Origin of the sequence: Thalassoroseus pseudoceratinae (assembly GCF_011634775.1) — a bacterium.
Classification (GTDB): domain Bacteria; phylum Planctomycetota; class Planctomycetia; order Planctomycetales; family Planctomycetaceae; genus Thalassoroseus; species Thalassoroseus pseudoceratinae.
The window spans coordinates 1,064,958-1,088,614 of the sequence record NZ_JAALXT010000002.1; the positions used below are offsets into that span (position 1 = coordinate 1,064,958).

Sequence of the window (23,657 nt, forward strand, 5' to 3'; positions counted from 1 at the left end):
CTTGAGCAGTTCGACGCAACACAAATTACGGGTCTTGTTTGTCGACGACGAACCGGCCATTCGCGAAGTCATGAAGATTGAGCTCCCAAGGATGGGACACGATCTCACGATCTGCGAAGACGGTGAATCGGCACTCAAGGTCTTGGAAGATTCGTCTTTCGACGCCGCCATCGTCGATTTGAAGATGCCTGGGTTATCCGGCTGGGATGTTGTCGAACATCTCAAGAAGGTTTCGCCGGAAACCGAGTTCATCATCAGCACCGGTCATGGCGACATGAAGGAAGCCATTCGCGCACTCCGCGAAGGTGCCTACGACTTCCTACCCAAGCCGTGCAAACTCTTCGAAATCGCCAACGTTTTGCAACGTGTCGGCGATAAGAAGGCCCTGACGAACAAGGCGATTGCCCTGGAAACTCGGCTGAAACGAGCCGAGGGCAAGACGAACATCGTCGGTTCATCACCGGGCATGACCCGTGTGAAGACGCTGATCGAAAAGATCGCTCCCACGGATTCGACGGTCCTCATCCTCGGTGAAACCGGGACGGGGAAAGAACTCGTGGCCCGCAGCGTTCACGAGCAGAGCTTGCGAGCCGACGGGCCGTTTGTTCCGGTCAACTGCGGTGCACTGCCGGAGAATCTGATCGAAAGCGAATTCTTCGGTCACCGCAAAGGTGCCTTCACCGGAGCCGACGCACCACGCAAAGGTTTGTTCGAAGTCGCCCACGGCGGGACGTTGTTCCTCGACGAATTGGGCGAACTCGATAAGTCCATGCAGGTCAAGCTCTTGCGGTTCTTGGAGTCCGGTGAAATTCGCCGCGTCGGTGAGAATGAACCATTCAACGTCGATGTGCGAATCGTCTGTGCGACGAACCGTGATCTTCAGGAAATGGCTGAAGAGGGAACATTCCGCGAGGATTTGATCTTCCGCGTGAATACCTTTGAAATTCATCTGCCACCACTTCGCGAACGCAAGGAAGACATTCCGGAAATCGCGTTGGCGTTGATCGCTCGACATCTCAAACGTGACGATGTTTCCCGCGAAATCTTGACGCCGGAAGCAACCGAAGCGTTGATCAATCACGAGTGGACCGGCAACATCCGCGAGCTAGCGAATGCGTTGGAACACGCGGTGATTCTCTCCGGAGGCGAACCGATCAGTCCCGAAGATTTGCCGCGGGCGGTCACCCGACCAGGAGCGCGTCCCGGTGCACACGCGGTGAAGTTCTCCGGCAGTGGCAAAGTTCGCACGCTCCGAGAAGTCGAGATGGAAGTCATCCTCGACACCCTCGAAAAGCACGACGGCGACAAACCGAAAACCGCCAGCGAACTCGGTATCGCGTTGAAAACGCTGTACAACAAACTGAACCAGTACCAGGCCCAACACCAAGCCAAAGCCGGGTAGCGCGGTCCATGATTGGTAGGCTGGGTCATGACCCAGCACGAATTCGCGACGACACGGAACAAATGCTGGGTCGCGACCCAGCCTACGATCATCAAGAATTCATCAGGCCTCCGGGATGCAACCCGGGGGCTTTTTGCGTTAGACTCAAGGCATCCATTTCGCTGTTCATCGTGTCGGAACTCTTTGATGATTGAAACGCAGAGTCTCACCAAGAAATATGGGGATTTGGTCGCCGTCAACGAGATCAATTTGAATCTCAAGGAAGGCGATGTGTTCGGGTTCATCGGTCCGAACGGGTCGGGCAAGACGACCACCATGCGGATGATCGCGACGCTGCTCAATCCGGATTACGGCGAAGCGTACGTTTGCGGAAAGAGTATCTACACGCATCCGCAAGAAATTCGCCGGCTGGTCGGTTACATGCCGGACTTTTTTGGTGTGTACGATGATATGACCGTCATCGAATACCTCGAATTTTTCGCCGCCACCTACCGCATCGACGGACCGGCCCGGCGGAAAGTCTGTGAGGAAAAGCTCGAATTGGTCGACCTGTCGTTCAAACGCGATGCGTACGCCAGCCAACTGTCGCGGGGGCAAACGCAGCGTCTCGGTTTGGCACGCACGTTATTACATGAACCGCAGGTGTTGTTGCTGGACGAACCGGCGAGCGGTCTGGACCCGCGTGCACGGATCGAAATTCGCGGACTGCTCAAACGGCTGGGCGAAACGAACAAAACCATCGTCGTGTCCAGCCACATTCTGCCAGAATTGGCTGATGTCTGTACGCGGGTCGGCATGATCGAGAAGGGCAACTTGATCATTGACGACTATGTGAAGGAAGTCATGCGGAAGGCTCGAGAGACGATCACGCTCGACATCCGTGTAACCACCGATTCCGAAGGGGCCGCCAAACTGTTGGAAGGACACGATTCCGTTGCGTCGATCACGATGCAAGGCGAAACGATTCGGGCATATCTGGACCGCGAAACGCTCGATTACAGCACGCTCCCGACGATGTTGATCGAAGCCGGCTATCGCATCCAAATGTTCCGCGAAGAAGACGTGAACCTTGAAACCGCGTTCATGGAATTGACCAAGGGCGTGCAGCAGTAGTTTTATCTGCGAACACTGAACACAAAAAACTGGTCATGTTGAATTTTCTACTGTTTGCTATCGGCTTCATCGGGACCATGAACATGTTTTTTGGTGCTCTCGTCATTTGGCTCGGTGGTTTATCAGTGCGACCCGATATTCATTCCAACATGAGCGACGAAGAGATTCGTGAGATTGCAAGGAAGGGGCATGTGCCGCACCCAGAAGAGAAGGCTGTCGTAATTGGGTTTGTCATGCTCGCAATGTCTATTCTTGTTAAGTTGCTTCTTCAGCTGACTCCGTTGCGGGATTAATAAGGTTTCCGTGTGTCCTGCAATGACCGCCGGTCTCGACGAAAACGAGGTTTGAGCCATGATTTCCGCACCCTGGTATTTGTTGGCCGGCGGGATTGTCCTTGTGATCATCGCCTACTTCTTGGCCGGTTTCAGCGGAGCGGCGGAGAAACGCGGGCCGATGATTGACGAGCGGATGTCCGACAAGGACATTGCACAGAGTCTGCAAGACAGCGAGTCGCTATCCCCCGCGAGTATCGTGATGCTATTGGGATTCGTGTTGATTGCGATCAGCGTTATTTGGCGGTTCGTGCGGTACTTTGTGTAACGATACTTTGAGTGGGCATCGGAGCTATGGGCTGGAAAAAGTCTTCGCGGCGAACGTTGCACTTCGATTCGATCAGTGAGATCCGCAGCGAGATTAACCGCCTCGCGAGTGCAAATATCAGAACGATCGGGAATTGGTCATTTGCTCAAATTCTGGACCATCTCGCGAGTGCGATGGAAGCTTCCTTTGACGGCTTCAACTTCAAGTCGCCATGGTTCGTGCGGTCGATCGCGGGACCGATGGTGAAAAAGCGTTTTCTGACCAAACCGATGCCTGCGGGCTTCAAACTCCCGAAACGCGCGACACAGATTCTTCCCGATAAAGGAGTGGATCGAACGGCCTCGTTGAGCCGGATTTTCGCGGTGCTTGATCGCTTCGAGCACGAAGAACCCCGCCAACCACATCCGGTGTTCGGCCGACTGACACCCGCAGAGTCAATCCAACTGCACTGCCGACACGCCGAATTGCACCTGAGTTTCGTTGTCCCCCAAACCGACGCAGCGACAGAAGCCGCGATGCCGGTCGAGTCTGGAACACCGGACAAATCACCGTGAGTAATAGTGGTAGGTGACGGTGGGCTCGAAAGATTCACCCGGCTTCAGATTGAATTGCCAACGAACGATCGAACTATTGTTGACGGTCGGGTCACCGTAGAAATCTTTCCAGTCGCCAGCTGTGTAGGGTTGTAGCGTAATTTCGCCATTGTCGGAGGCTTCGGTCGCTTTCCCACCGAAGCGGAATGAGATCTCCGCTCGGATCGGGTAGGGCTTATAGTTGGTCATTTTCAATTGGGCCTGCTTTTCGATCTTGGCGTATGCATATCCGTTCCATTGCATACCGTTCGGAACCCGACCGATTTCCTTCTCGGTCGCATTCGCCCGCACATCGACGGCAATCGTTACCGGAACGCGAACTTCGCTCCCGCGGGATGTGTACGTCAGCAATTCCTGAGCGAGCGGCAAGTTCCCCTGCATGATCAGAGCCGCCCCGGTGGTCCAGGGCACATCGGTGTTGTTGGGCATTTCGATTTGATGCCACACATCGTTCTTCGCGAGTTTGAGCGGTGAGTTGGCCTCCGACCCGGTGCGGGCGGCCCCATCGCGAGTGCGTGTAACATGCAGATCCCAAGTGTAAGCATTCTGGTACGGAGCGTGTCCGATGAAGATTGGAATCGAGGCGCGATCGCCCTTTTTGAGTTCCATCTTTGGCAGCGAATAGACAAACAAGTTCTGTGCGCCGCCGGTGGTCAGCTCATCCGGCAAGACGATCCCTCCACCTTCACCGGCATCACCGCCGCGTCGGTTTCCTCGCCATTCACTCGCTCTTTGGCTGAACATCGCGTTGCTATACGAATTGTTACTCATCTGGCCCATCACCTGCGGCGCAGCTTGAGCGAGCGTGTCGACGAGCGTCTTTTCCAGGATCAACGGGCTTACAATTTCTCGAAAACGGAAGTTCGGCACGCCAACAACGAGATCAATCGCCGCCTTGGAAAAGTCTTCGGCTTCGTTGAGAATTTCCCCCTGCAAGTTCAGCGTGGCCTCACGGTTTTTGTCATCATCCCGAAGTGCCATGCGGTAGGTTGGAATCCAACGGAGCCCCGGTCGGAAGTACATCAGCGTGAGTTCCTGTTTCACGCCCGGCTGATCGAATCGGAAGGTGAGCTGCTTCGACTTGATCTTTGTTGTGACGTTGCGAGTGACCGCTGTTTCCAAATCGTCGCCCACGAGATGACGAACGTCGTTGATCGGTAAAACGACATCTCCGTCTTTCGTTGCCATCACGACATATTGACCGGTAATTCCACTCATCACCGGGCGAGCAAAATCCGCGTTGGCGGAGAGCACGGAGATTGCAAATGGGTCAATCCCGACGTCTTCCCAACGCTCCCGAGCCACGTTTGTTTGGGTCGGTTGCTTCAAGACTTCCTTAATCTTCCCAGGCAATTCTTCACGGTTCGACAATTGCAGTTTGACGTCCTTGCCAACATTGGAATCGAGCAAATCGAGCATATGGGCTGCCGATTGTGTTGTCGTGGTGGTTTCTTCGCGCTCGGTTTCCCGCGCGAGCATATTGATCAAACGCCCCTGCTTGGGAACCGCCCAAAAGGAACCAAGTACGGCCGCATTGGGAACTTCGTTCGTAAAGACTTCGCCATCATCGTTGGTCGTTGCTGTGCCTTTTTTGATGACCATCGCATAGCCATCTTTGAAGATAATTAACCGCTCGGTCGTGAGTTTCAGTTCGTGGGGATCATCTTTCTCCGCGCCAAAAACGAACCTTTCGCCGAGTGAATTCAGCCCCGTGAGTATCCCCACGAGGACGATGAGAGCAGACCGCGACATGTGATTTCTCCTGTGGAATTGACGAAGCAGATAGCGAGGTCAAATTGTAACGGTTCTGGCGGAATCTCTGAGTAACGTGTTGGTAACACTGTCGGCGTAATGGTGTCACAGTGTTGGAGTTGCATGGCGCGCAAACGGGGTTGACTTGTCGTTAAAGATGGCAGATGTGTTAAAGACCTTAGGATCGGGGAATCGATACAGGTGATGTATGGGTCGCCATCGTGGTTTTGCGATGGACGACATGGGGGGACCGCTGAACCTACGGACTGGTGCCGATCATGCCGCACACTGCCGATTTTCCGCTTGCATCCAAGTCACGCGAGCGATCCACGTTCTGGCCAGCGAAACTCCTGCTGGGGACGTGTTGCTTCTGCGTTGTCTTGGCGGGCGTTCAACCGCTGATGGCCCAATCCTCACGGTTTTCGATGGGATTGTCAGACGATTCCCTGTTCCCCGCTGACAGCCAAACTCCAACGGTGAAGAAACCGAGCTCGCAACCGGTGAGTCAGGCGGTACAGCGGTTCTGGGGAACGGAAAACGATTCCTCGAACTATGCAATGCCGGTTGAGTATTTGGAAACGCCGACGGAACCAACCATGGTGGAACCTCATTCCCTTCCACCAGCCGCACCGCCGGTTGTCGAGCAATCCTACACGCCGCCGTCGATGGACGGGATTCCGGGGTATCCTCTGAACAGCCATTCGAGTTTTCCAGAGGAACCGGTTCAACGCATCACCCATCCGCACAACGTGATCTTTAAGACGATCCGAGCCGGTGGAGTGTTCTCCATTGGCAATGGAAAATACGCGGACATCCTCGAACCCGGTTGGACGGTTCAAGGTTCGGCACGGGCGTTGATCGATTGGCCCTATGAGGATTTGGTTCCGTTCGCGGAATTGGGCGGCGGTTACATGCACCAATACGGTGAAGCCGGCAATCGAACGGTGAGCGATGGCACGCTCACGCAAACCGTCAATACGAATCCGATTTCCCAACAGGTGCTGACTGACTCCGTCCAGACGGAGCTTCAGGAACTGCATCGTGGCTGGATTCACGCCGCATTAGGCACGATTTTCAACACCGCCAACGATGATACCGGCTTCCAATTTACCGGTCGGGTCGGTGTGCGACTGGGGCATGTCGACGCTCGTTTCTCCGAGTTTCCCACACCGAGTGCGTTCGGAACCATTCAAGGGCTCATCGACTCGCAACCGGGTGTGAATTTCGATCTCGATGCCGGGAATGAAGAAACAGACGTATTCTGGGGCGTTGTTGCCGGTGCGGGGGTTAGCACGCCTTGGCAGTCAATTTGGTTGTACGATCACTGGATCGGCGATGCCAACCTGGGCGTGGACTTCGAGTACATCCACGACTGGTTTGACCTCGGCACCTTCGATGAAGGTGCGAGCGGGGTCAGCAATATCAACGTCATGTTGAACCTCAGCATAAAGCGGTGAGGTCCGGATCGAGAGTGATCATTCCGTCTCTGGGATCGGATTGCTCTCGGCCAAGCTTTTGAGGACTTCATTTTTCTGGTCCTCATCGGTGATCAATTCAGCCACTTCCAAGGCAGCGTCTCCATCGTCCTTATCGGCGAGGACTTTCGCTGCCGTTTCCGCAGTCGCGTTTCGCAACTCAACATCTTGAATTTCGTTCAATGCGTCAATGACCACGCCATCGTCGGCAGCAGCGGCAGCGGCCAACGAAACTTCTTTCAACGATTCGTTGCGGGCGGTCGGGTCGCTGATTTTTTTGGCAGCTTCCAGCTTCTGATCCAACGAAAGCTCACCGTCATTCTGGGATGGACACCCCAGAGTGAAAATTGTCAGCATGCTGATCATCAAAGCAAAAATGAGGCGGGACACGGGGACCTCGTTCTATTCAAGGGGTGTTTTTGATACGTTCGACGCGTATTTTAACGTACCAAGAATCAAATTGCCAAGACGGTCGATGAACGAACCCAATTGGTCCGACATCGAGAGCTAGAAGGAACGGAAAAAATGTCGAACGCAACGCCGATTGTGGGCGTGATCATGGGGAGCCAGTCTGATTGGGACACGATGCGTCATGCAGTGGAAATGCTCCAGCGGTTCGAAATTCCCTATGAAGCGGAAGTTGTTTCCGCGCATCGAACGCCAGAACGCTTGGTGGAATATTCCAAGTCGGCCTGTGAACGAGGGCTGAGTGTGATCATCGCTGGTGCCGGGGGAGCCGCTCACCTACCGGGCATGGTCGCATCGCTGACGACGCTGCCGGTTTTAGGAGTGCCGGTCAAAAGCCGAGCACTCAACGGGTTCGATTCGTTGCTGTCAATCGTGCAAATGCCCGGCGGCGTACCAGTTGGCACGTTGGCAATTGGCGATAGCGGGGCGAAGAACGCGGCCTTGCTGGCGATTCGGATTTTGTCCACTCACAACGACGATTTGCGGACCCGACTGGAGACGTTCCAGCAAGAGCAGACGGAAACCGTCCTCGAATCGGCGAAGAGTTTGGAGTAAGATCGCCGCGTCGATCGACTGGACCTCATTTTTGCGTTAGTTCCTGTGCATTCTATGAACAAACCGATTCTACCTGGTGCGACACTTGGAGTCCTTGGCAGCGGCCAATTGGGGCGGATGTTCGCGCTCGCGGCCCGTGAGATGGGGTACCGGATTCACGTCTTTTCCAACGAGGGCGATTCACCGACTGGCCAAGTCGCCGATCGAGAGTTCATCGGTGACTACACCGACTCCAAAGCCATTGCGGAATTCTCGCAAAGTGTGGATGTCGTGACGTTTGAATTTGAGAACGTCCCTGCGAGCGCAACCGATACCGCTGAGCAATTTGTTCCCGTGCGACCGGCCGGCGCTGTGTTGCAGACGACCCAAAACCGTCTCCGCGAGAAAACGACTTTAGCGAAACATGGACTACCAGTCACGCCGTTTGCTCCCGTGCGTTCGCTAGAAGAACTCAAGGATGCGATCGAAGAGTTGAAAACGCCCGCCGTTCTGAAAACCGCCGCCTGGGGTTACGACGGCAAAGGCCAGACCGTGATCAAGAACCCCGAAGACGCCGAACGTGGATGGCAAGAGTTGCAGACCGATGAAGCGATTCTGGAAGCGTTCATCGAATTTGATTGCGAGATCTCTGTGGTCGCCGCCCGCACCATGCATGATGGGAATGAGGATTTACGTCTTTACGGACCGATCCTGAATGATCACGAAAACCACATTCTCGATGTCTCTTCTGTTCCAGCGGGAATCCCACAAACGACGGCTGACACCGCTCTCGATATTGCTCGCCGTGTGATGAACACGCTCGATGTCATCGGCGTCTTGTGTGTGGAGTTCTTCAAGACTCCCGGCGAGATTCTCATGATCAATGAGTTGGCCCCGCGTCCGCATAACTCGGGGCATCTCACCATCGAAGCCCATGCCACGAGCCAATTCGAGCAACAAGTTCGTGCGGTCTGTGGTTTGCCGCTGGGCTCAAACGAATTGCTGCGACCGGCGGCAATGGCAAATTTGCTCGGTGATGTCTGGGCGAATGGCGAACCCCATTGGGATCACGCGCTTTGCGATCCCAACGTCAAACTCCACCTGTATGGCAAACAAGAACCACGGACCGGGCGGAAGATGGGCCATCTCACGGCGTATGGCGAGACCGTTGAGGCGGCCCGAGCATCGGTTATGAACGCACGAACCGCGTTGACTCAGCCGCCAGCTTCCCGATAGGTGTGTTCCAAGAGCAGTTGCATCTCCTGCCACTGCACTTCTTCTGCAATACGAATGGCCTTTGCATCACCAGTGCGGGCACAGTGTTGGCAGAAATCGACGAACGCAAATGGGTCCCAATCGGCTTGGGCAAACGAATCCGTCATGTCTGTGGCGGAGTAATGCGTACCGATTGTCTGGGCAGCTTCCGCTAACTGGGGGAAGATCGGATGATCACCCACATTGCGGAACCAATACTTCGAGTTGCCATAGTCCGGTTCGCGACGGTGCATGATCGCGTGCCAATAATTGCCATCCCGGTACCGTCCTTCGTGTTCAATGCTCTGCGAGTGTTGATGGCTAGCATCGAGGTAATCGTGAATCTGCAACAACCCGGCTTTGAGGGCGGTGAACTCGGTGTCTGGGATGGCGTCGTTCGTCAAACTTCGGGGGTCGAGTGAGTCGATCGCATTGCGAAGCCATTGTCGTGATCGCCCCGGTTCTTTCGGTGCCAGTTTCGGCAACGTTTGCCCTTCATCCGCCATCGATGTGCCGGACCCAGATCGTGCAGGTTCTTCCCGAACCTGGATTTTCTCACCGCGATTGACACTACGGACGAGCCATTCCCAAAGCGGATCCGCAACATCGGCGAGTCTTCCGTGTCGATCGAGATGACTTTTGCGAACGAAAACCACTGCATTTTCGGCGATCGGGCGAATCAACGCGGCAATTGGTTGCGGAAAAATCTGCCAATCCGATGCAGAGGCGTCGTTTCCGAGAATCAAAGCCGCCGGAGAATCGTCGTCCATAATCTGACCAACGAACTCCCCCGCGTTGCCGAGCCGGTCCACGAGACGTGAATCGACGAACCCAACGAGATCGCTCTCGGCCGTGTGAAGATAATCATTCACTTCCGCGGTTGAAAGCCGGTCGAGCGGACGATTGGCGACAGAGTGCACGTTCAGAAAATTCGCATCGTATGCGGAAGGTTGCTCGGTTTGTGAACCGCAAATGTAGAGGTCAACTGGGCGGCTCATTGCACATTTCCTCAACAAAAATTCGATCAGATTTCGATGTTGGCTGGTGTCCGGTATAGCAAACTCGCGGACTGAACGAAACGGAGTCTGCGCGTAAGAAAAAACACTCACCGATCGAAACCGGTGAGTGTTTTTTTGATTTTGAGGCGTCAGCGGACGATCGGCTTAGAGATCGTCTGCGCTTTCGACTGCAGGACGACGAGGTCCACGTGGTGGGCGGTTGCCTTCGCCTTCGCCGCGTGGTCCACGGCCACGGCCACCTTCACCGCGTCCGCGACCGAAGCGTTCTGCCATTTGCTTTGCCATCGCTTCCATTTCGGCTTTGTCGATGAAGCCGTCTTTGTTGGTGTCGCCACGATCGAAGTTCTCGGCGAAACGACCGGTGACTTCGCTCTTGGCGATTTTGCCGTCTTTGTTCTTGTCGTTTTGATCGAGCATACGGCTTACGAAGTTCTTCGCAAAGTCTTCAGGATTGAAGTCAGGACGGGGACCGCCTTGACCGAAGCGGCCAGGGCCTTCTGGTCGCATTTCTTCGCGGCTGATTTCGCCGTCGTCGTTTTTGTCGAGGGTTTTCAGAGCGGCGACCGCGTTTTTGATTTCCTCGGCCGACAAGCTGCCGTTCTTGTCTTTGTCGATGGCTTCAACGATTGGGTTTGGCGGCGGACGGAAGCCGCGATTCCCGAACCCACGGCCTTCTCCACGTTCACCTCGCTCGCCACGTTCACGCCCTTCTCGGTCACCACGACGTTCCCGGTCACCACCGGGTTGAGCAAACGCCTGAGCGGTACAAACAACCATTGCCAACGCTGCGAACCAACTGAGTTTTTCAAAACGCATTCTGACTCTCTCCAATTCCAAGTGGGGTATTTTTCTGCCAGCATCTCATGCCCGTTGTTTCGTCGGGCACAGGAAGTTAAACACCGATTCCTGGCGAGGGTTTCTCTGGTTTTGGGGAGAATTTCAAAAAAGAATTGTGACCCTCGCTCGCCTTCGAAGATCGTGTCGCGGGATTACGCTTGCATCTCCGGAGTCGATGTGACGTAATGATCACAGAGCGATCCATTCCTGTCTCAATTAATTCTTCCGTTCGGGTATGCGTCTCATGAATTTCCCGGTGAGTCATCAGCGTCGTACGTTCCTCTCGACAGGGACGGCGGGGATCGGGGCCGCTGTGTTGGCGTCGTACTTGCGATCCCGGTCGATGGCTGAGGAATCTCGTCAGACCGAACGATGGCAAGGTGTCGTGAGTCCGCTGCATCATGCTCCGAGAGCGAAACGCATCATTTATCTCGGTATGGCCGGTGGGCCAAGTCATTTGGAAACGCTCGATGACAAACCCAAGCTCGCCGAGATGCACGGCAAACCGATGCCGGCGGAATTGACCAAAGGCCAGCCGATCGCGCAGTTGCAGGGACGACAGCTCAAGTGTTTCGCCCCGCAGGTGAAGTTCCAAAGTTTCGGCGATTCCGGCCAACGCATGGCTGAGGTGTTTCCCAAAATGGGAGCGGTCGCCGACGATTTGTGCATCGTGAATTCAATGGTTACCGAGGCGATCAACCATGACCCGGCTCACACCTACATGAATACCGGTTCGCTGATTTCCGGACGACCCAGCATGGGAAGTTGGCTCAACTACGGTCTCGGTAGTGAGAATGAAAGTCTGCCGGGATTCGTGGTGCTGACATCCGTCGGGAAATTCGGCCAAGCCCAACCGATTGCCGCTCGACAATGGCACAGTGGATTCTTGCCGAGCCGGTTCCAAGGTGTGGAGTTTCGCTCAACGGGCGATCCGGTTTCGTATGTCGGTAATCCGCCCGGTGTTACCCGCGAACGGCAAGCCGACATTGTGCAGACCGTCAACCGGTTGAACGCCCTGGGCGACGGTTTCCTGCAAAACCCTGAAGTCGCGACACGCATTCAGGCCTATGAAACTGCGTTCCAGATGCAGCGAAGTATTCCGGAACTCGTCGATCTTTCCGGCGAACCGAAACACATTTTCGATCTCTATGGAACCAAGGGCGGCGATGGTTCTTTCGCAGCGAACTGTCTACTCGCCCGCCGATTGGCGGAACGGGGCGTGCGGTTCGTGCAGTTGTATCACCGAGCATGGGACCATCATGGCGGCATTCAGCGAGCGATCAAGGGCACGGCGGGCGAAGTCGACCAAGCCTGTGCCGCCCTCATCACCGACTTGAAACAACGTGACATGCTCAAAGATACCCTGGTCATTTGGGGCGGTGAATTCGGTCGCACGCCGATGGCACAGGGGAACGGCCGCGATCATCACATCAAAGGATTTAGTCTCTGGATGGCGGGCGGCGGAATTCGTGGCGGAATCACTCACGGTGCGACCGATGATTTCGGTTATAATTCCGTGGAGAACATCGTCCATGTCAACGATTTCCACGCCACGATTTTGCACCTGCTCGGGATTGATCACAAAAAACTGACCTTCAAATTCCAAGGCCGAGACTTTCGTCTGACCGATGTCGGCGGGCACGTGGTCGAACCGTTGATGGCATGAATTCATTGGCGGGACGTGCCGCAGAGATGCAAGGAGAATTCGTAAGTAAGCACGGTGGCTCGTTCTTCTTTGGTTGTTGTCGTAGGAATTTGGAACACACACCAGCCTGATTCTGAAAAAGAAGTTGGCATTGATGACGGACTCTGAACTGGACTTGAACACACTCACCGACGCCGAACTCGTCGAACGTTATCGCGAAACCGGTGACGAAGCCGCCGCTTCGACGCTGCATGATCGCTATTTGTTGCGGCTGATGAATCTCGTCGGGCAACATCTCTCGCGGAAATTCAACCCACGACTTGGCCCGGAAGACGTGGTGCAGAGCGTGTTTCGTTCAATGTTCCGCCTCACGCGAGCCGGACGGTTTGAATTCGATGGCGAAAATGATTTTTGGAAACTGCTGCTGACGATGGCCTTAAACAAGGTCCGAAACAAAGTCCGTCGGGAACAGGCTGACAAACGCGATCTCGCCAAGGAAACCGGGAATACGCAGTCACCTGCCATCCAGGGGTATGCGATCAGCCGGTTTGGTGATCCGCTCTCGCCCGCCGAAGTCGTCGAGTTCGCCGACACGCTGGAATACGTGCTGCAAAATCTCACCGAGGAAGAACAGCAGCTCATCCAAATGCGAATGGAAGGACTCACGCAGAAAGAAATCGCCGAGAAGATGGGCGTCGACGCCCGCACCATCCGCCGCCGTTTTGCGAGCATCCGTGACCGCGGAGCGAATCTGCTGGGCATCGAAACGCCCGAGTGATTCTGATTGACGACTCAAGCCGTCGTGGGTGTGCGTTCCAGCGATGCCCAGATTTTTTCCACGCGACTTGTGACATCGTTCGGCAGTGGTCGGGACGAGTACGCTGCTTGAGTGTAAAGTCGAGCGAGTTCCCGAGCGGGGCTGGCGATTTCCGGTTCCGCTTGACCGAGTTGCGCGGCGTATTCGAGAGCGGTCATCTCGGTCGGACGCGGCACGCCGCACTCGTTGCCCCAGGCTTCCAACGCCGCGAAGGTGTAACGCAGCAACTCTTCCGGTGGCATCGAACTCGCCATCCCCGAGTGAAACGGATTGCGAAAACTCGCGAACGGTTTCGGAGGCGGGCGATATTCGGTTTCCGATTGCAAAGTCGCCGCCGATGGTTTTTGCTCTGATCGTCCACCGAACAAACTCGCCAAGTCCGCCAGGAATTTGCGAATCGCGTTGACGACGAATTCCCAATAGCGAACCAGCAGGACAATGACAACAACCGCCAGAATCCCATAGATCACGATTTTCGCCAACTTGGTGACGGTTTCCTGGATGGATTGCCCCAACTCTTGGCCGGGAGTTGGAGAGGACTCCGACGCAGAATCGTTCTCCGCTTCACCTTCATCGTCCTTTGGCGATCCTTGACTGTTGGATTGGTTCGATTCTTCGGCCTTTTTGTCTTCCTCTTCGCCGTCCCCATTGGGGGAGGAATTTTGCCCATTGCCGTTGTTCTCGCCTTGACCATCTTTTTCACCGTCGCCACCCTGCGGCTTCTCGGATTCACCGTGCTCGCTGGGTTGTTCGCCTTCCGACCCCCGCGAACCGTCTTTCGCGGATTCGTCTTCTTTACCTGCCGCTCGACCTTCGCCCTCGCCGGCGTCGTCGCTGTTCATGGCGTAGTCGGACGCCTGCCCGATTCGTTCGCTGACTTCATCGACGACATTGGAAATCGAATACGCTGCGTTCGGGCGTGGAAGCAACACGGTAAGAATCAGGACCGCGAGTGCCAAACCGACGCCCATAGAGAGCCACGTCGCCGTCACCGATTTCGGCATCGTGAGCCGACGTTGTCGCAAATAACGCCGCAGCCCGAGAAAACTTGTTGTCAGCAATAACCCGATTCCCGCTGCCACGTAGACCCACAATAGACGGAATGCACCGTCTCTGGTTGACTCATCGGATCGCGGAATGAACGCCTGACCGATGCCGAAAATCGGCAACGCCGCCAGCGAAAAATAGACTACCCACAGTCCGGGAGAATGCGGGCGTTTGGGGGAGTCGTCATTACGCTCGGTGATTTCTTCGTCAGACGATGTGTCTGTTGACGACTCGTCGATGCCCGCGACTTGCAACAGTCCCTCACCGGAAGCGTCTTGGGAATCGTCGATCAAGGTGCAGTCGTAGGTCAATTGTTTCGTGCACCACCACACAATTCCCAGCAATGCCACGCCGACCAACGGATTATCGAGAAACCGCATCACGACGAGTAAGATCGCGATCCAAAACGCCGCTGTGTAGACGAAGGCCTGTTCGGAGCCTTGCTCGATTGCGATGCGAGAAATCAGCACCGCCGCAAAGACGAACCAACCCAAGACCCAGCGGAATCGCCCCGCGTGATCGCCGTGATACATCACATCGAGGAGAAAAAACGCCAAACTCCCCACAAGCAACATGATCAGTGCCGGGCTGATGGCGATCGCCACGTAGTCGGCAAGCGTTTGTGTCGGTTTGCGTTTGGCCATGATCGGATGGGATTTCCGCCAGAGATGTTTGCTTCAGTTTACCACGCTGGATTCAAACGCCAACACCGACGGCATCTTGAACGCACTCGAAACCGTCTCGTCGAAGGAGTTCGAGCAGTTCGCGGTTGATTCTCGTGACTACTTTGGGCCCTTCGTAAATCATCGCGGTGTAGATTTGCACGATCGACGCACCGAGACGAATTTTGCGGTAGGCATCTTCGCCCGAAAATACACCGCCGCTGCCAATGATGGTCTGTCGAGAGTGATCCAACCGCGGGTAAAGACTCGCAATGCAACGATCGATCCAATCGGCCACCGGACGCCCGGCAATCGCACCGGGACGGTTTTTCCAAATGTTGGCCGGCGTTTTGAGTTTCAGTGAGCGTGGTTGGCCAGACGGCAGGTTGAACATGAAACCTTTCACGCATTCAAACGGATCGATCTCCATTAACCACCGCTCATGAATTTTCGCATCCGTCTCGGGAGCGACTTTGAGAAAGACCGGACAGGCGACGTTCAACGGTTGCACACGTTCCAGCAGTCTTCGCAGCGTTCCGGGTTCGGAGAACACATCCCGCCCACCTTCTGCATTCGGGCAACTGAGATTCAGCGTCAGATAATCCGCATAGGCGTGGACGCGGGCGATGCTCGTGGCGTAGTCGTCAAGAATTTCCTCTTCAGAACTCGCGGGAACCTGCGGGCCGTGATTGGTCGCCACGAGGTTTACGCCCACCGGAATTCGAAGTCGTGCGGATTCAACACGGTCGGCCACCGTTTCCACACCATCGTTCGGTAAACCATAGTGGACTTGAATCGCTCGATCGTCCGGCAAACGGAACAAACGCGGCTTGGGGTTACCTTCCGACGGACACGCCGAAACTGATCCAATTTCGACCGTTCCAAATCCCAGCCGATCCAGGAAGTTCAACGCCTTTCCACTCTTGTCCCAACCAGCGGCGAGTCCAATCGGATTTGGGAACCGGAGTCCCGCGACTTCGGTGCAGAGTTCGGGGGCGCGGAACGTGAGGGACCGTTCGCATATCCAAGGCAGCAACGGTATTTTCGCCGCGACACGACAAGCCGAGACCGTGGCATTGTGAGCGGTCTCCGGATCTAATTGAAAAAGGAGCGGACGAAGAAACATGGCGTACGAATTCATTCGCACAGTTTACGTCGCGGTTGCGTCCTGCAACAACAATACGAAGAACTGAACGAACTCCAAATAATTCTCGACGGAGATTCGTTCGTCGACACCATGAATTCGTTTCAAATCGTCGGCACTCAAACGGAGTGGGAGAAACCGATAAGTATTTTCGGTGAGCCCTTCGTAGTGACGTGAATCCGTTGCAACGACGGCCAACCCCGGCGATACCAGAACTTCGGAATCAAGTTGCCGCACGATACGTGCGATTCGTTTGAAATCCTCGGATTGATGATCAGAAACGTAAGACGCCGCTGTCGGCTCACCGCGGAGTTCACATCGAACACGCTTGTCATCGACGACCTTGCGAACGTGCTCCAACACGGAATCGGGCGTGTCACCGGGTTTAAGGCGAAAATTCACAAGAGCCTCCGCTTCACCGGGGAGAGAATTCTCGGCGTGGCCTCCTTTGACAACGGTCAAGGCGGTCGTTGTGCGAAGCAGGGCGTTCAGCGAACGCGACTGACTGAGTGACGAAATGACGAGTGGTTTTAATACGTCTCGATTCGCGATGGCAAATCGTTGTGTGAATGGAAGATGCGGGCCAATGTGTTCGAGCATGAGACCAACGGGGCCCGAGAAACTCGCCGGCAATGGATTGGCTTCCAACTTCGAAAGTGCGGCCGCCAGAATTCCGACCGCGGTCTGCGGTGGCGGCATCGAGGAGTGTCCGCGTTCGTTCTCGGAGAGTTCCACGGAGAGACGGGCCGTCGCGTACCCTTTCTCCGCAACCGCGACCAATGCGAGAGGGGATTCCAAACCAGGAATCGCGTTTGAGACGATCACGCCACCTTCGTCCATCACAAACCGAAACCGCACACCGCGTCCGCGTAATTGCACGGCAATTTGCTCGTTCCCGTTCTGCCCGCCGATTTCCTCATCATGCCCGAACGCGAAATAGACATCACACTCCGGTTGAAACCCTTGCTTGAGCAAATGTTCGACCGCTTCAAGCATGCCCACCACGCCGCACTTCACATCGAGTGCTCCGCGTCCCCAAATGAAACCATCCACGATCTCACCACCCCACGGATCATGACTCCAACGCGGTTCCTCCGATTCCGGCACCGGAACGACATCCAGATGTGACATCAGCAGAATCGGCGTGGCTGACGAATCTTTCCCCGGCCAACGGTAGAGCAAACTGCACTCGGCAAACACCTCGCGTTGCAACTCTGCATGGACTCGTGGAAAGTTCGTTTCCAAGTATTCGTGCAGTTTTTGGAATTCCGCAGGATCGAACACCGCCGGCGACGCCACCGTCCGAAACCGCAACGCCCCCGCCAACCGCTCGGCTGCGTCTTGATCAATTGTTGGCAACGTGACCCTTGATATAGAAATCGGATCGGAAGACAACGCCAACGTCCGCCACGTCATCACACCGATCACCAGGAGAAGACCGATCAAGAGAAACAAAAACAACCTGACCAACCAACGCCGAAGTCGAGGTGGGAGAAATGGTCTTCGACGTGGTGTTTCTTTCGGCATAACGAGAATTCGTAGGGTGCGTGGAGTGAAACACAACGCACCATGTGATCGACGTTGAATGGAGTCGGTGCGTTACGCTGCGCTGTACGCACCCTACAAAACTCTCGGTAACAATCTGGCTCAATCCACTCGCTCTTGCGGCAAAATTGGTGCCGTTCTAGAATGCCGTCGCTGAGATTTTCGTGCAAGGTGTCAAGACGAATTATTTGATGGCCACTCTTCTGGGTGGCGTCAGAACAGGGAACGTGCAGCAGGGATGAAGCAAGTTGCGGTCTTGGGGTCGACCGGTTCGATCGGGACGAGTTGTCTCGACGTGCTCGCGGCTCATGCGTCTGAAATGGCTCCGGTCGCGTTGACGGCTCATCGGAGTTGGACTGAACTTGCGCAGCAAACGCAGCAATTTCGCCCGCGTTGGGCCGTTCTGAGTGACAACGACATCCGTGAGCAAGTCGATCGCTCCGCATTCCACCCCGAGACCGAACTGTTATTCGGACCGGAATCCGTTGAACGAGTCGCCTCCGAAGCGGATGTGGATGTCGTGATCTCCGGCATTGTCGGTGCCGCGGGATTACGTGGGACCTGGGCGGCCGTCGAGAGTGGCAAAACCGTCGGCATTGCGAACAAGGAAACACTTGTTGTTGCCGGTCCGTTGGTCATGCGACTCGCCAAACAGACCGGTGCGACACTGCTGCCGGTTGATAGCGAACATTCCGCAATCTATCAGTGCCTGCAATCTGGACGAGCCAACGAAGTCCGCCGGGTCGTGCTGACCGCGAGTGGCGGACCGTTTCGCGGTTGGGCGAAAGAGAAGCTGGAATCGGTCACCGTCGAGATGGCGCTGAACCATCCGACTTGGGACATGGGCCCAAAAATCACCGTGGATTCCGCCACGATGATCAACAAAGCTCTGGAAGTGATCGAAGCTCGTTGGCTGTTTGATCTGTCACGGGACCAGATTGGCGTGGTGGTGCATCCGCAGTCGATCATTCACTCGTTCGTGGAATTTGTCGACGGGTCGGTGATTGCCCAGTTGTCGCCGCCCGATATGAAGCTACCAATTCAATATGCGCTCACGTACCCGGAACGGACGGACGGCGTGTGTCCGCGGATGGATTGGCAATCCGCAATGCAACTCGATTTGTTGCCGCCCGATTTCGAGGCGTTTCCCGGTTTGGAATTAGGATTTGAAGTGGCCGAGCGTGGGGGAACCTGCGGTTCGGTATTAAATGCGGCCAATGAAGTGGCGGTCGCCCGGTTTTTGGATGGAACACTCACTTTTCCACAGATCCCCCGCGCTTGCCGTGCGGTTTTGGATGCTCATACGTTCGATCCCTCCCCGAAACTGTCGGACTTGTTCCGCTGGGACGAATGGGCTCGTAAGGAGATGACTCGTTGGCACGCTTGAAATCACGCACCGGACGGTTGCTTCCGGTTCTCACGCTGGCTCCGTTGGGGCTGATCATTCCCGCTTTTCTGATGCCGGCGGCGATCTCGCTGGGGTCGATCGTCAGTTTTCTGTACGTGGCACTCGGGCTGGGGTTGGTGATCTTCTTTCACGAATTGGGCCACTTTGCGGTTGCGAAGTGGTGCGATGTGAAAGTCGAACGCTTTAGCATCGGCTTTGGTCCGATTCTCTGGAGCACCAAACGTGGGGAGACCGAATACGCATTGTCGATCATTCCATTCGGCGGATATGTGAAGATGCTCGGCCAAGACGATATGGACCCGAGCCAGATGTCGAACGAGGAGATCGCCGAAGACCCGCGTTCGTATTCGGCGAAGTCAGTGCCACAACGGATGGCAATTATTTCTGCCGGTGTGATCATGAACATCATCACCGGGATGCTGTTCTTCGCGATTGCATTCAACTCCGGCGTGCAAATGACGCCTAGTGTGATTGGCGGAGTGCAACCCGGGAAACCGGCGTGGAATGCCGGACTGGAATACGGCGACCGCATCACCCGGATCAACGACCGTAAAGTCGAGTCCTTCAGTGATCTGATGCGAGGGGTCGCCTTGACGAGCGGTGATTTGGAAATCGCCGGTGTCAAACGGGACGGCAGCGATTTTGAGTTCACGTTGACACCCGATGTGTCCGGCACGAAACGAATGATCGGTGCCGCTCCAATGTATGCAAGCCTTCGGGTGACGGACGTTGAAGACCCTGAGGATTTGGTCGTCGAACCCGGCACGCCAGCGGCAGACGTGAAAAACGGATTCCAACGTCGTGACGTCATTCGCAAGGCCGCCATCGCGGGAGAAGAACCACAGGCGTTCGAGACGATTGCGAATCTTCAAGCATGGCTGGCGGAACCGCAAGTCCGGTCCCAGGCCGTTGATTTCTACGTCGAACGCTTCGACGAAGACGGCAATGGCACGATGGTTGAAGAACCGATCACTGTGAAACCAGAGTCGTTCCGAACCCTTGGCCTCTGGATGGATATCACACAAATCGTCGATATCGTGGACGGCTCTCCTGCGGAGAAAGCCGGTTTCAAAGTCGGTGACAAGATCACCCACGTCAACGGAAAAGCTGTCGGCACCGAGATCGATCCGATGCGGCTACCGGACTATTTCCATGCGTTGCGAAACAGTGAAGCTCCCACAGATCCGCCCGACGATTGGGAACCGGGGACCGTTGAGGTTGTTGTGAACCGTTCCCCCGACGAAGGCGGTGCGGAAGACGTTGTATTGAAAGTTCGTCCGAGTGATCATCCGGGCTGGACGGATTTGATGCTGCGTGGTGCGGTCCTTGCTCCGGGACTGCCTGCGACGATTCCGTCGATCGGTATCGCCTACAACGCGATCCCGGTCGTGCTGCACGTCGAACCGGGCAGCCCTGCCGATAAAGCGGGTTTGAAAAAGGGGGAACGAATCAAGCAGTTGGCCCTCATTGCCGATCCCGATTTGCCTGCGGATCGATTTGGTGACAGACTCGAACCCATTCAATTTGACAAAACCGAGAATTGGGCCTACGCCTTTCGGTTGATACAAGGAGTTCCGACGCGGAGCGTCAAGTTGACCGTCAGCGACGACCAAGGCCAAGTTCGCAATGTGGAATTGGTGCCCGTTGCGTCGAAAGACTGGTTTCAACCAAGTGATCGAGGAGTAAAGCTCGGAGGGCTTTCCGAGATTCAAAAAGCTGATAGCTTCGCCGGAGCGATCGGCATGGGAGTCGATTATACGAAGAACTCCGCCATCGACATCTACCTCACCTTGAGAAGCCTGTTTAGCGGAGACATTTCACCGAAAGAACTTCACGGCCCAGTCGGGATTGCCGAAATGGGTTACACGGTCGCCAAGCAAGGGATCAATCAACTCTTATTGTTCCTGGGTTTCTTGAGCGTGAACCTGGCGGTTGTCAATTTCCTGCCAATCCCAGTGCTCGATGGCGGACACATGGTGTTCTTGATCTGGGAAGGGGTCACTCGCAGCAAACCCAGTGAACGGGTTTTGCAAACGGCTCAATTGCTTGGATTCCTGTTCATTGTGGGGTTGATGCTCTTCGTGCTCTACTTGGATCTCTTCGTGCATTCCAACCCCGGCTAGGCGGCTCGAGATGACCGAGTCTGCGTAGCAATCCCCCATTGATTCTTGGCACTAGTAACCCGATTCCTGCTTCATGTCGATCCGAGCATATTTCCAACTGATGCGGTTTCCGGCGGTGTTTACGGCTCTGTCGGACATCGCGTTGGGCTTCTCCTTAACACGCTTGGGGGCAGAATCGGCACCGAACGTGCCCTGGTGGCAATTGGCCGTTTTAGCGTTGACCTCGGGATGCTTGTACCTCGCTGGAATGGTGTTTAATGACGTGTTCGATCGCGAGATTGATGCCGTCGAACGCCCGCAGCGACCGATTCCCTCGGGGCGTGTTTCCGTCGCGGCAGCGGTTCGATTTGGAAGTGTGCTGATCGGTATCGGTCTAGCCGCCGCCGCGGTCGTTGGCCTGTCGTCTTTAGCGGTCGCAGTGGCGTTGACGCTCTGTATCTTCCTTTACGATGCCATCCTCAAGAAATCGATTCTCGGACCGCTCGCGATGGGTGGTTGTCGTTTCTCGAACGTTCTTCTCGGTGGAAGCGCTCATGCAGATTGGTCGCGACTGACAGATTTCGCAGCTATGAAAACAGACGGTCTGCCACCACTTTTGTGGGTTGCGGGTGGCCTGTTCATCTACATTGTGGGGGTCACACTGTTCGCCCGAGAGGAAGCAGGGGAAAGCCGTCGTGGTCCATTGTTCGGTGGATTGCTGGTCGTCGATCTTGGGCTATTGGCACTGCTTGCGTGGTTGGCATTTGCTCCCGAGAATTCCGGGGTTCAGTCCAGTTTTTTGCTGGCGTTTGGTGTGATCATGTTCACAGTCAACCGTCGTCTGGCCGATGCCCTGGCAACCCCATCGCCTGCGAAAGTCCAATTGGCGGTTCGGGTGATGCTACTTTCGATCATCATGATCGACGCCGTTCTCCTTTCTGCCTGGACTGGAAATGTCACACTGGGGTTGGTCGTCGCAGGTCTGCTGGTCCCTGCGTTGACCGTCGGACGTTGGATTTACGTCACATAACGCTATCTTTCGGGATACAAGCAGGACGGCGAGAAAACTGCGGCCCGATTGTCGAAGCTTGGTGTTTCATGAACCAGACCATTGCACGGTTTCGGCTCACACCTTCGCTTCGAGGATCGAATTCATGAATTGGCATCGTTTCCTTTCCAATTGTGTTCTGCCCGGTTGTCTGCTGGCGTGTAACGCACCCCTCTTGCATTCCGCTGAGAACGAAGCTACGGACGTCGCTGAACCTTCCGGGTTGTTCGAGCAACTCGATCAAAACGGCGACGGGGTTCTCGAGCGTTCTGAATTGGAAGAAGATCAATACAAATTCTTTGATCGTTTAGTACGAGTTGCTGACGAAAATGATGACGGCAAACTAACTGCAAAAGAATTTACCACAGCGAGTGATCCCAAAGAACCGGCAAAGAATGATGCTTTCAGTTCCCGCGGTCCCAATCAGCGTCGTGGAGGCGATATGTCGCAAATGTTGCGACGAATTGATCGAGACGGAAATCAAAAAATCTCGAAGGACGAAGTCCCGGAACCGTTCCGCGAACGTTTCATGCGGTTGTTCGATCGTCTCGGGAAAGAAGAACTGACATTCGAAGAATTCCAGACCGCCATGACACGTGGTCGACAAATGCAGGCCGGCGGCGACCGATTCACCGAACAGTTGGACCGCAACAAGAACGGCAAGATCGAACTCAGCGAAATGCCGGAGAGGATGCGTGATGGCGTGAAACGCATGCTGCAGCAAATGGGAAAAGCCGATGCGGAGTCTCTCACAAAAGGGGAATTCACCGAAATGATGCGACGATTCGGTCCGATGAGCGGTGCACGTCCGCCACGCGGTCCACAACCGTCGCCTTTGTTTCGCAAATTGGACGCCGACCGCAACGGCCGTTTGTCCAAAGAAGAGTTGGCGAAAGCTCCTGAAGTTCTGGCCGAATTGGACACCGATGACGACGGCGAAGTCACGCTGGGCGAACTCGAACAATCAATGCGTGGCGACCGGCGACCGAATGCCGGTTCGCGACCGAACAACAATCGAGACGGTTTCCCGCGATTCCTGCAAGACGCGGACAAGAACGAAGACGGCAAGATCTCTCAAGAGGAAGCCGCGAATCGAAGGATACGCGGGTTTGATCGGCTCGATGCCGACGGCGATGGTTTCGTGACTCCAGATGAGTTTCGACGGCAGGGGCGTCCGCAAAACAACTGAGCG

The 23,657-nt window shown here is 55.4% G+C and carries 21 protein-coding genes; 14 read left to right on the top strand and 7 right to left on the bottom strand.

Going from position 1 to position 23,657, the window contains the following annotated elements:
- Window position 1 precedes the first annotated feature (1 nt).
- The 5 genes from G6R38_RS09635 (at window position 2) to G6R38_RS09655 (ending at window position 3,669) form a co-directional block, all read left to right on the top strand.
- Window positions 2–1,402 (top strand): sigma-54-dependent transcriptional regulator, encoded by a 1,401-nt coding sequence (locus tag G6R38_RS09635; RefSeq protein ID WP_166823510.1) that lies wholly within the window; start codon window positions 2–4, stop codon window positions 1,400–1,402.
- A gap of 186 nt (window positions 1,403–1,588) precedes the next feature.
- Window positions 1,589–2,515 carry an ABC transporter ATP-binding protein gene (locus G6R38_RS09640; protein ID WP_166823512.1) on the top strand — a complete coding sequence of 309 codons (927 nt, stop codon included), beginning with the start codon at window positions 1,589–1,591 and terminating at the stop codon, window positions 2,513–2,515.
- Window positions 2,516–2,550: 35 nt separating this feature from the next.
- Entirely contained in the window at window positions 2,551–2,808 is a 258-nt protein-coding gene (locus G6R38_RS09645) for a hypothetical protein (protein WP_166823513.1), read from the top strand.
- 58 nt (window positions 2,809–2,866) lie between these two features.
- The gene (locus G6R38_RS09650) at window positions 2,867–3,115 is read left to right on the top strand and encodes a hypothetical protein (RefSeq protein WP_166823514.1); all 249 of its coding nucleotides are present in this window, start codon (window positions 2,867–2,869) and stop codon (window positions 3,113–3,115) included.
- A gap of 26 nt (window positions 3,116–3,141) precedes the next feature.
- Window positions 3,142–3,669, top strand: a complete 528-nt coding sequence (locus G6R38_RS09655; protein ID WP_240928152.1) for a DUF1569 domain-containing protein — start codon at window positions 3,142–3,144, stop codon at window positions 3,667–3,669.
- Here G6R38_RS09655 and G6R38_RS09660 read toward each other — a convergent pair.
- Window positions 3,661–5,460 (bottom strand): hypothetical protein, encoded by a 1,800-nt coding sequence (locus G6R38_RS09660; RefSeq protein ID WP_166823516.1) that lies wholly within the window; start codon window positions 5,458–5,460, stop codon window positions 3,661–3,663. The two genes, G6R38_RS09655 and G6R38_RS09660, sit on opposite strands and share 9 nt — an antisense overlap.
- Window positions 5,461–5,738: 278 nt before the next feature.
- On the opposite strand from G6R38_RS09660, the gene G6R38_RS09665 reads away from it, so the two are divergent.
- Window positions 5,739–6,917 (top strand): hypothetical protein, encoded by a 1,179-nt coding sequence (locus G6R38_RS09665; RefSeq protein WP_166823517.1) that lies wholly within the window; start codon window positions 5,739–5,741, stop codon window positions 6,915–6,917.
- A gap of 18 nt (window positions 6,918–6,935) precedes the next feature.
- On the opposite strand, the gene G6R38_RS09670 is transcribed toward G6R38_RS09665, so the two are convergent.
- A complete protein-coding gene (locus G6R38_RS09670) occupies window positions 6,936–7,325 on the bottom strand; it encodes a hypothetical protein (protein ID WP_166823518.1) in 390 nt (129 codons plus the stop codon).
- Window positions 7,326–7,460: 135 nt separating this feature from the next.
- On the opposite strand from G6R38_RS09670, the gene purE reads away from it, so the two are divergent.
- Together purE and G6R38_RS09680 are read left to right on the top strand one after the other, a co-directional pair.
- On the top strand, window positions 7,461–7,958 hold the full coding sequence (gene purE / locus G6R38_RS09675; RefSeq protein ID WP_166823519.1) for a 5-(carboxyamino)imidazole ribonucleotide mutase: 498 nt from the start codon (window positions 7,461–7,463) through the stop codon (window positions 7,956–7,958).
- A gap of 54 nt (window positions 7,959–8,012) precedes the next feature.
- Window positions 8,013–9,173: a 5-(carboxyamino)imidazole ribonucleotide synthase gene (locus tag G6R38_RS09680; RefSeq protein ID WP_166823521.1), complete on the top strand. Its 1,161-nt coding sequence runs from the start codon at window positions 8,013–8,015 to the stop codon at window positions 9,171–9,173.
- Here the strand turns inward: G6R38_RS09680 and G6R38_RS09685 are convergent.
- Together G6R38_RS09685 and G6R38_RS09690 are read right to left on the bottom strand one after the other, a co-directional pair.
- On the bottom strand, window positions 9,152–10,189 hold the full coding sequence (locus G6R38_RS09685) for a hypothetical protein (RefSeq protein WP_166823523.1): 1,038 nt from the start codon (window positions 10,187–10,189) through the stop codon (window positions 9,152–9,154). The two genes, G6R38_RS09680 and G6R38_RS09685, sit on opposite strands and share 22 nt — an antisense overlap.
- Before the next feature lie 165 nt (window positions 10,190–10,354).
- Complete coding sequence (locus G6R38_RS09690) at window positions 10,355–11,026, bottom strand: EF-hand domain-containing protein (RefSeq protein WP_166823525.1); 672 nt, start codon at window positions 11,024–11,026, stop codon at window positions 10,355–10,357.
- Window positions 11,027–11,291: 265 nt separating this feature from the next.
- On the opposite strand from G6R38_RS09690, the gene G6R38_RS09695 reads away from it, so the two are divergent.
- Complete coding sequence (locus G6R38_RS09695; RefSeq protein ID WP_166823527.1) at window positions 11,292–12,713, top strand: DUF1501 domain-containing protein; 1,422 nt, start codon at window positions 11,292–11,294, stop codon at window positions 12,711–12,713.
- A 133-nt stretch (window positions 12,714–12,846) separates the two neighbouring features.
- On the top strand, window positions 12,847–13,470 hold the full coding sequence (locus tag G6R38_RS09700) for an RNA polymerase sigma factor (RefSeq protein ID WP_166823530.1): 624 nt from the start codon (window positions 12,847–12,849) through the stop codon (window positions 13,468–13,470).
- A gap of 14 nt (window positions 13,471–13,484) precedes the next feature.
- On the opposite strand, the gene G6R38_RS09705 is transcribed toward G6R38_RS09700, so the two are convergent.
- From G6R38_RS09705 to G6R38_RS09715, 3 genes are read right to left on the bottom strand one after another with little or no spacing between them, the layout of a single operon-like run.
- Entirely contained in the window at window positions 13,485–15,200 is a 1,716-nt protein-coding gene (locus tag G6R38_RS09705; protein WP_166823532.1) for a DUF4129 domain-containing protein, read from the bottom strand.
- 52 nt (window positions 15,201–15,252) lie between these two features.
- A complete protein-coding gene (locus tag G6R38_RS09710) occupies window positions 15,253–16,344 on the bottom strand; it encodes a quinone-dependent dihydroorotate dehydrogenase (RefSeq protein WP_206028524.1) in 1,092 nt (363 codons plus the stop codon).
- 24 nt (window positions 16,345–16,368) lie between these two features.
- Complete coding sequence (locus tag G6R38_RS09715; protein WP_206028525.1) at window positions 16,369–17,889, bottom strand: M20 family peptidase; 1,521 nt, start codon at window positions 17,887–17,889, stop codon at window positions 16,369–16,371.
- Between the two features lie 256 nt (window positions 17,890–18,145).
- Between G6R38_RS09715 and dxr the strand changes: the two genes are divergently transcribed.
- From dxr to G6R38_RS09735, 4 genes are all read left to right on the top strand, one after another.
- Window positions 18,146–19,294: a 1-deoxy-D-xylulose-5-phosphate reductoisomerase gene (gene dxr / locus G6R38_RS09720; RefSeq protein WP_166823536.1), complete on the top strand. Its 1,149-nt coding sequence runs from the start codon at window positions 18,146–18,148 to the stop codon at window positions 19,292–19,294.
- Window positions 19,282–21,438: a site-2 protease family protein gene (locus G6R38_RS09725; protein WP_166823539.1), complete on the top strand. Its 2,157-nt coding sequence runs from the start codon at window positions 19,282–19,284 to the stop codon at window positions 21,436–21,438. The genes dxr and G6R38_RS09725 overlap by 13 nt, the downstream gene beginning before the upstream one ends.
- Window positions 21,439–21,511: 73 nt before the next feature.
- The gene (locus G6R38_RS09730) at window positions 21,512–22,447 is read left to right on the top strand and encodes a UbiA family prenyltransferase (protein WP_166823542.1); all 936 of its coding nucleotides are present in this window, start codon (window positions 21,512–21,514) and stop codon (window positions 22,445–22,447) included.
- A gap of 124 nt (window positions 22,448–22,571) precedes the next feature.
- Window positions 22,572–23,654 carry an EF-hand domain-containing protein gene (locus tag G6R38_RS09735; RefSeq protein WP_166823549.1) on the top strand — a complete coding sequence of 361 codons (1,083 nt, stop codon included), beginning with the start codon at window positions 22,572–22,574 and terminating at the stop codon, window positions 23,652–23,654.
- Window positions 23,655–23,657 lie beyond the last annotated feature (3 nt).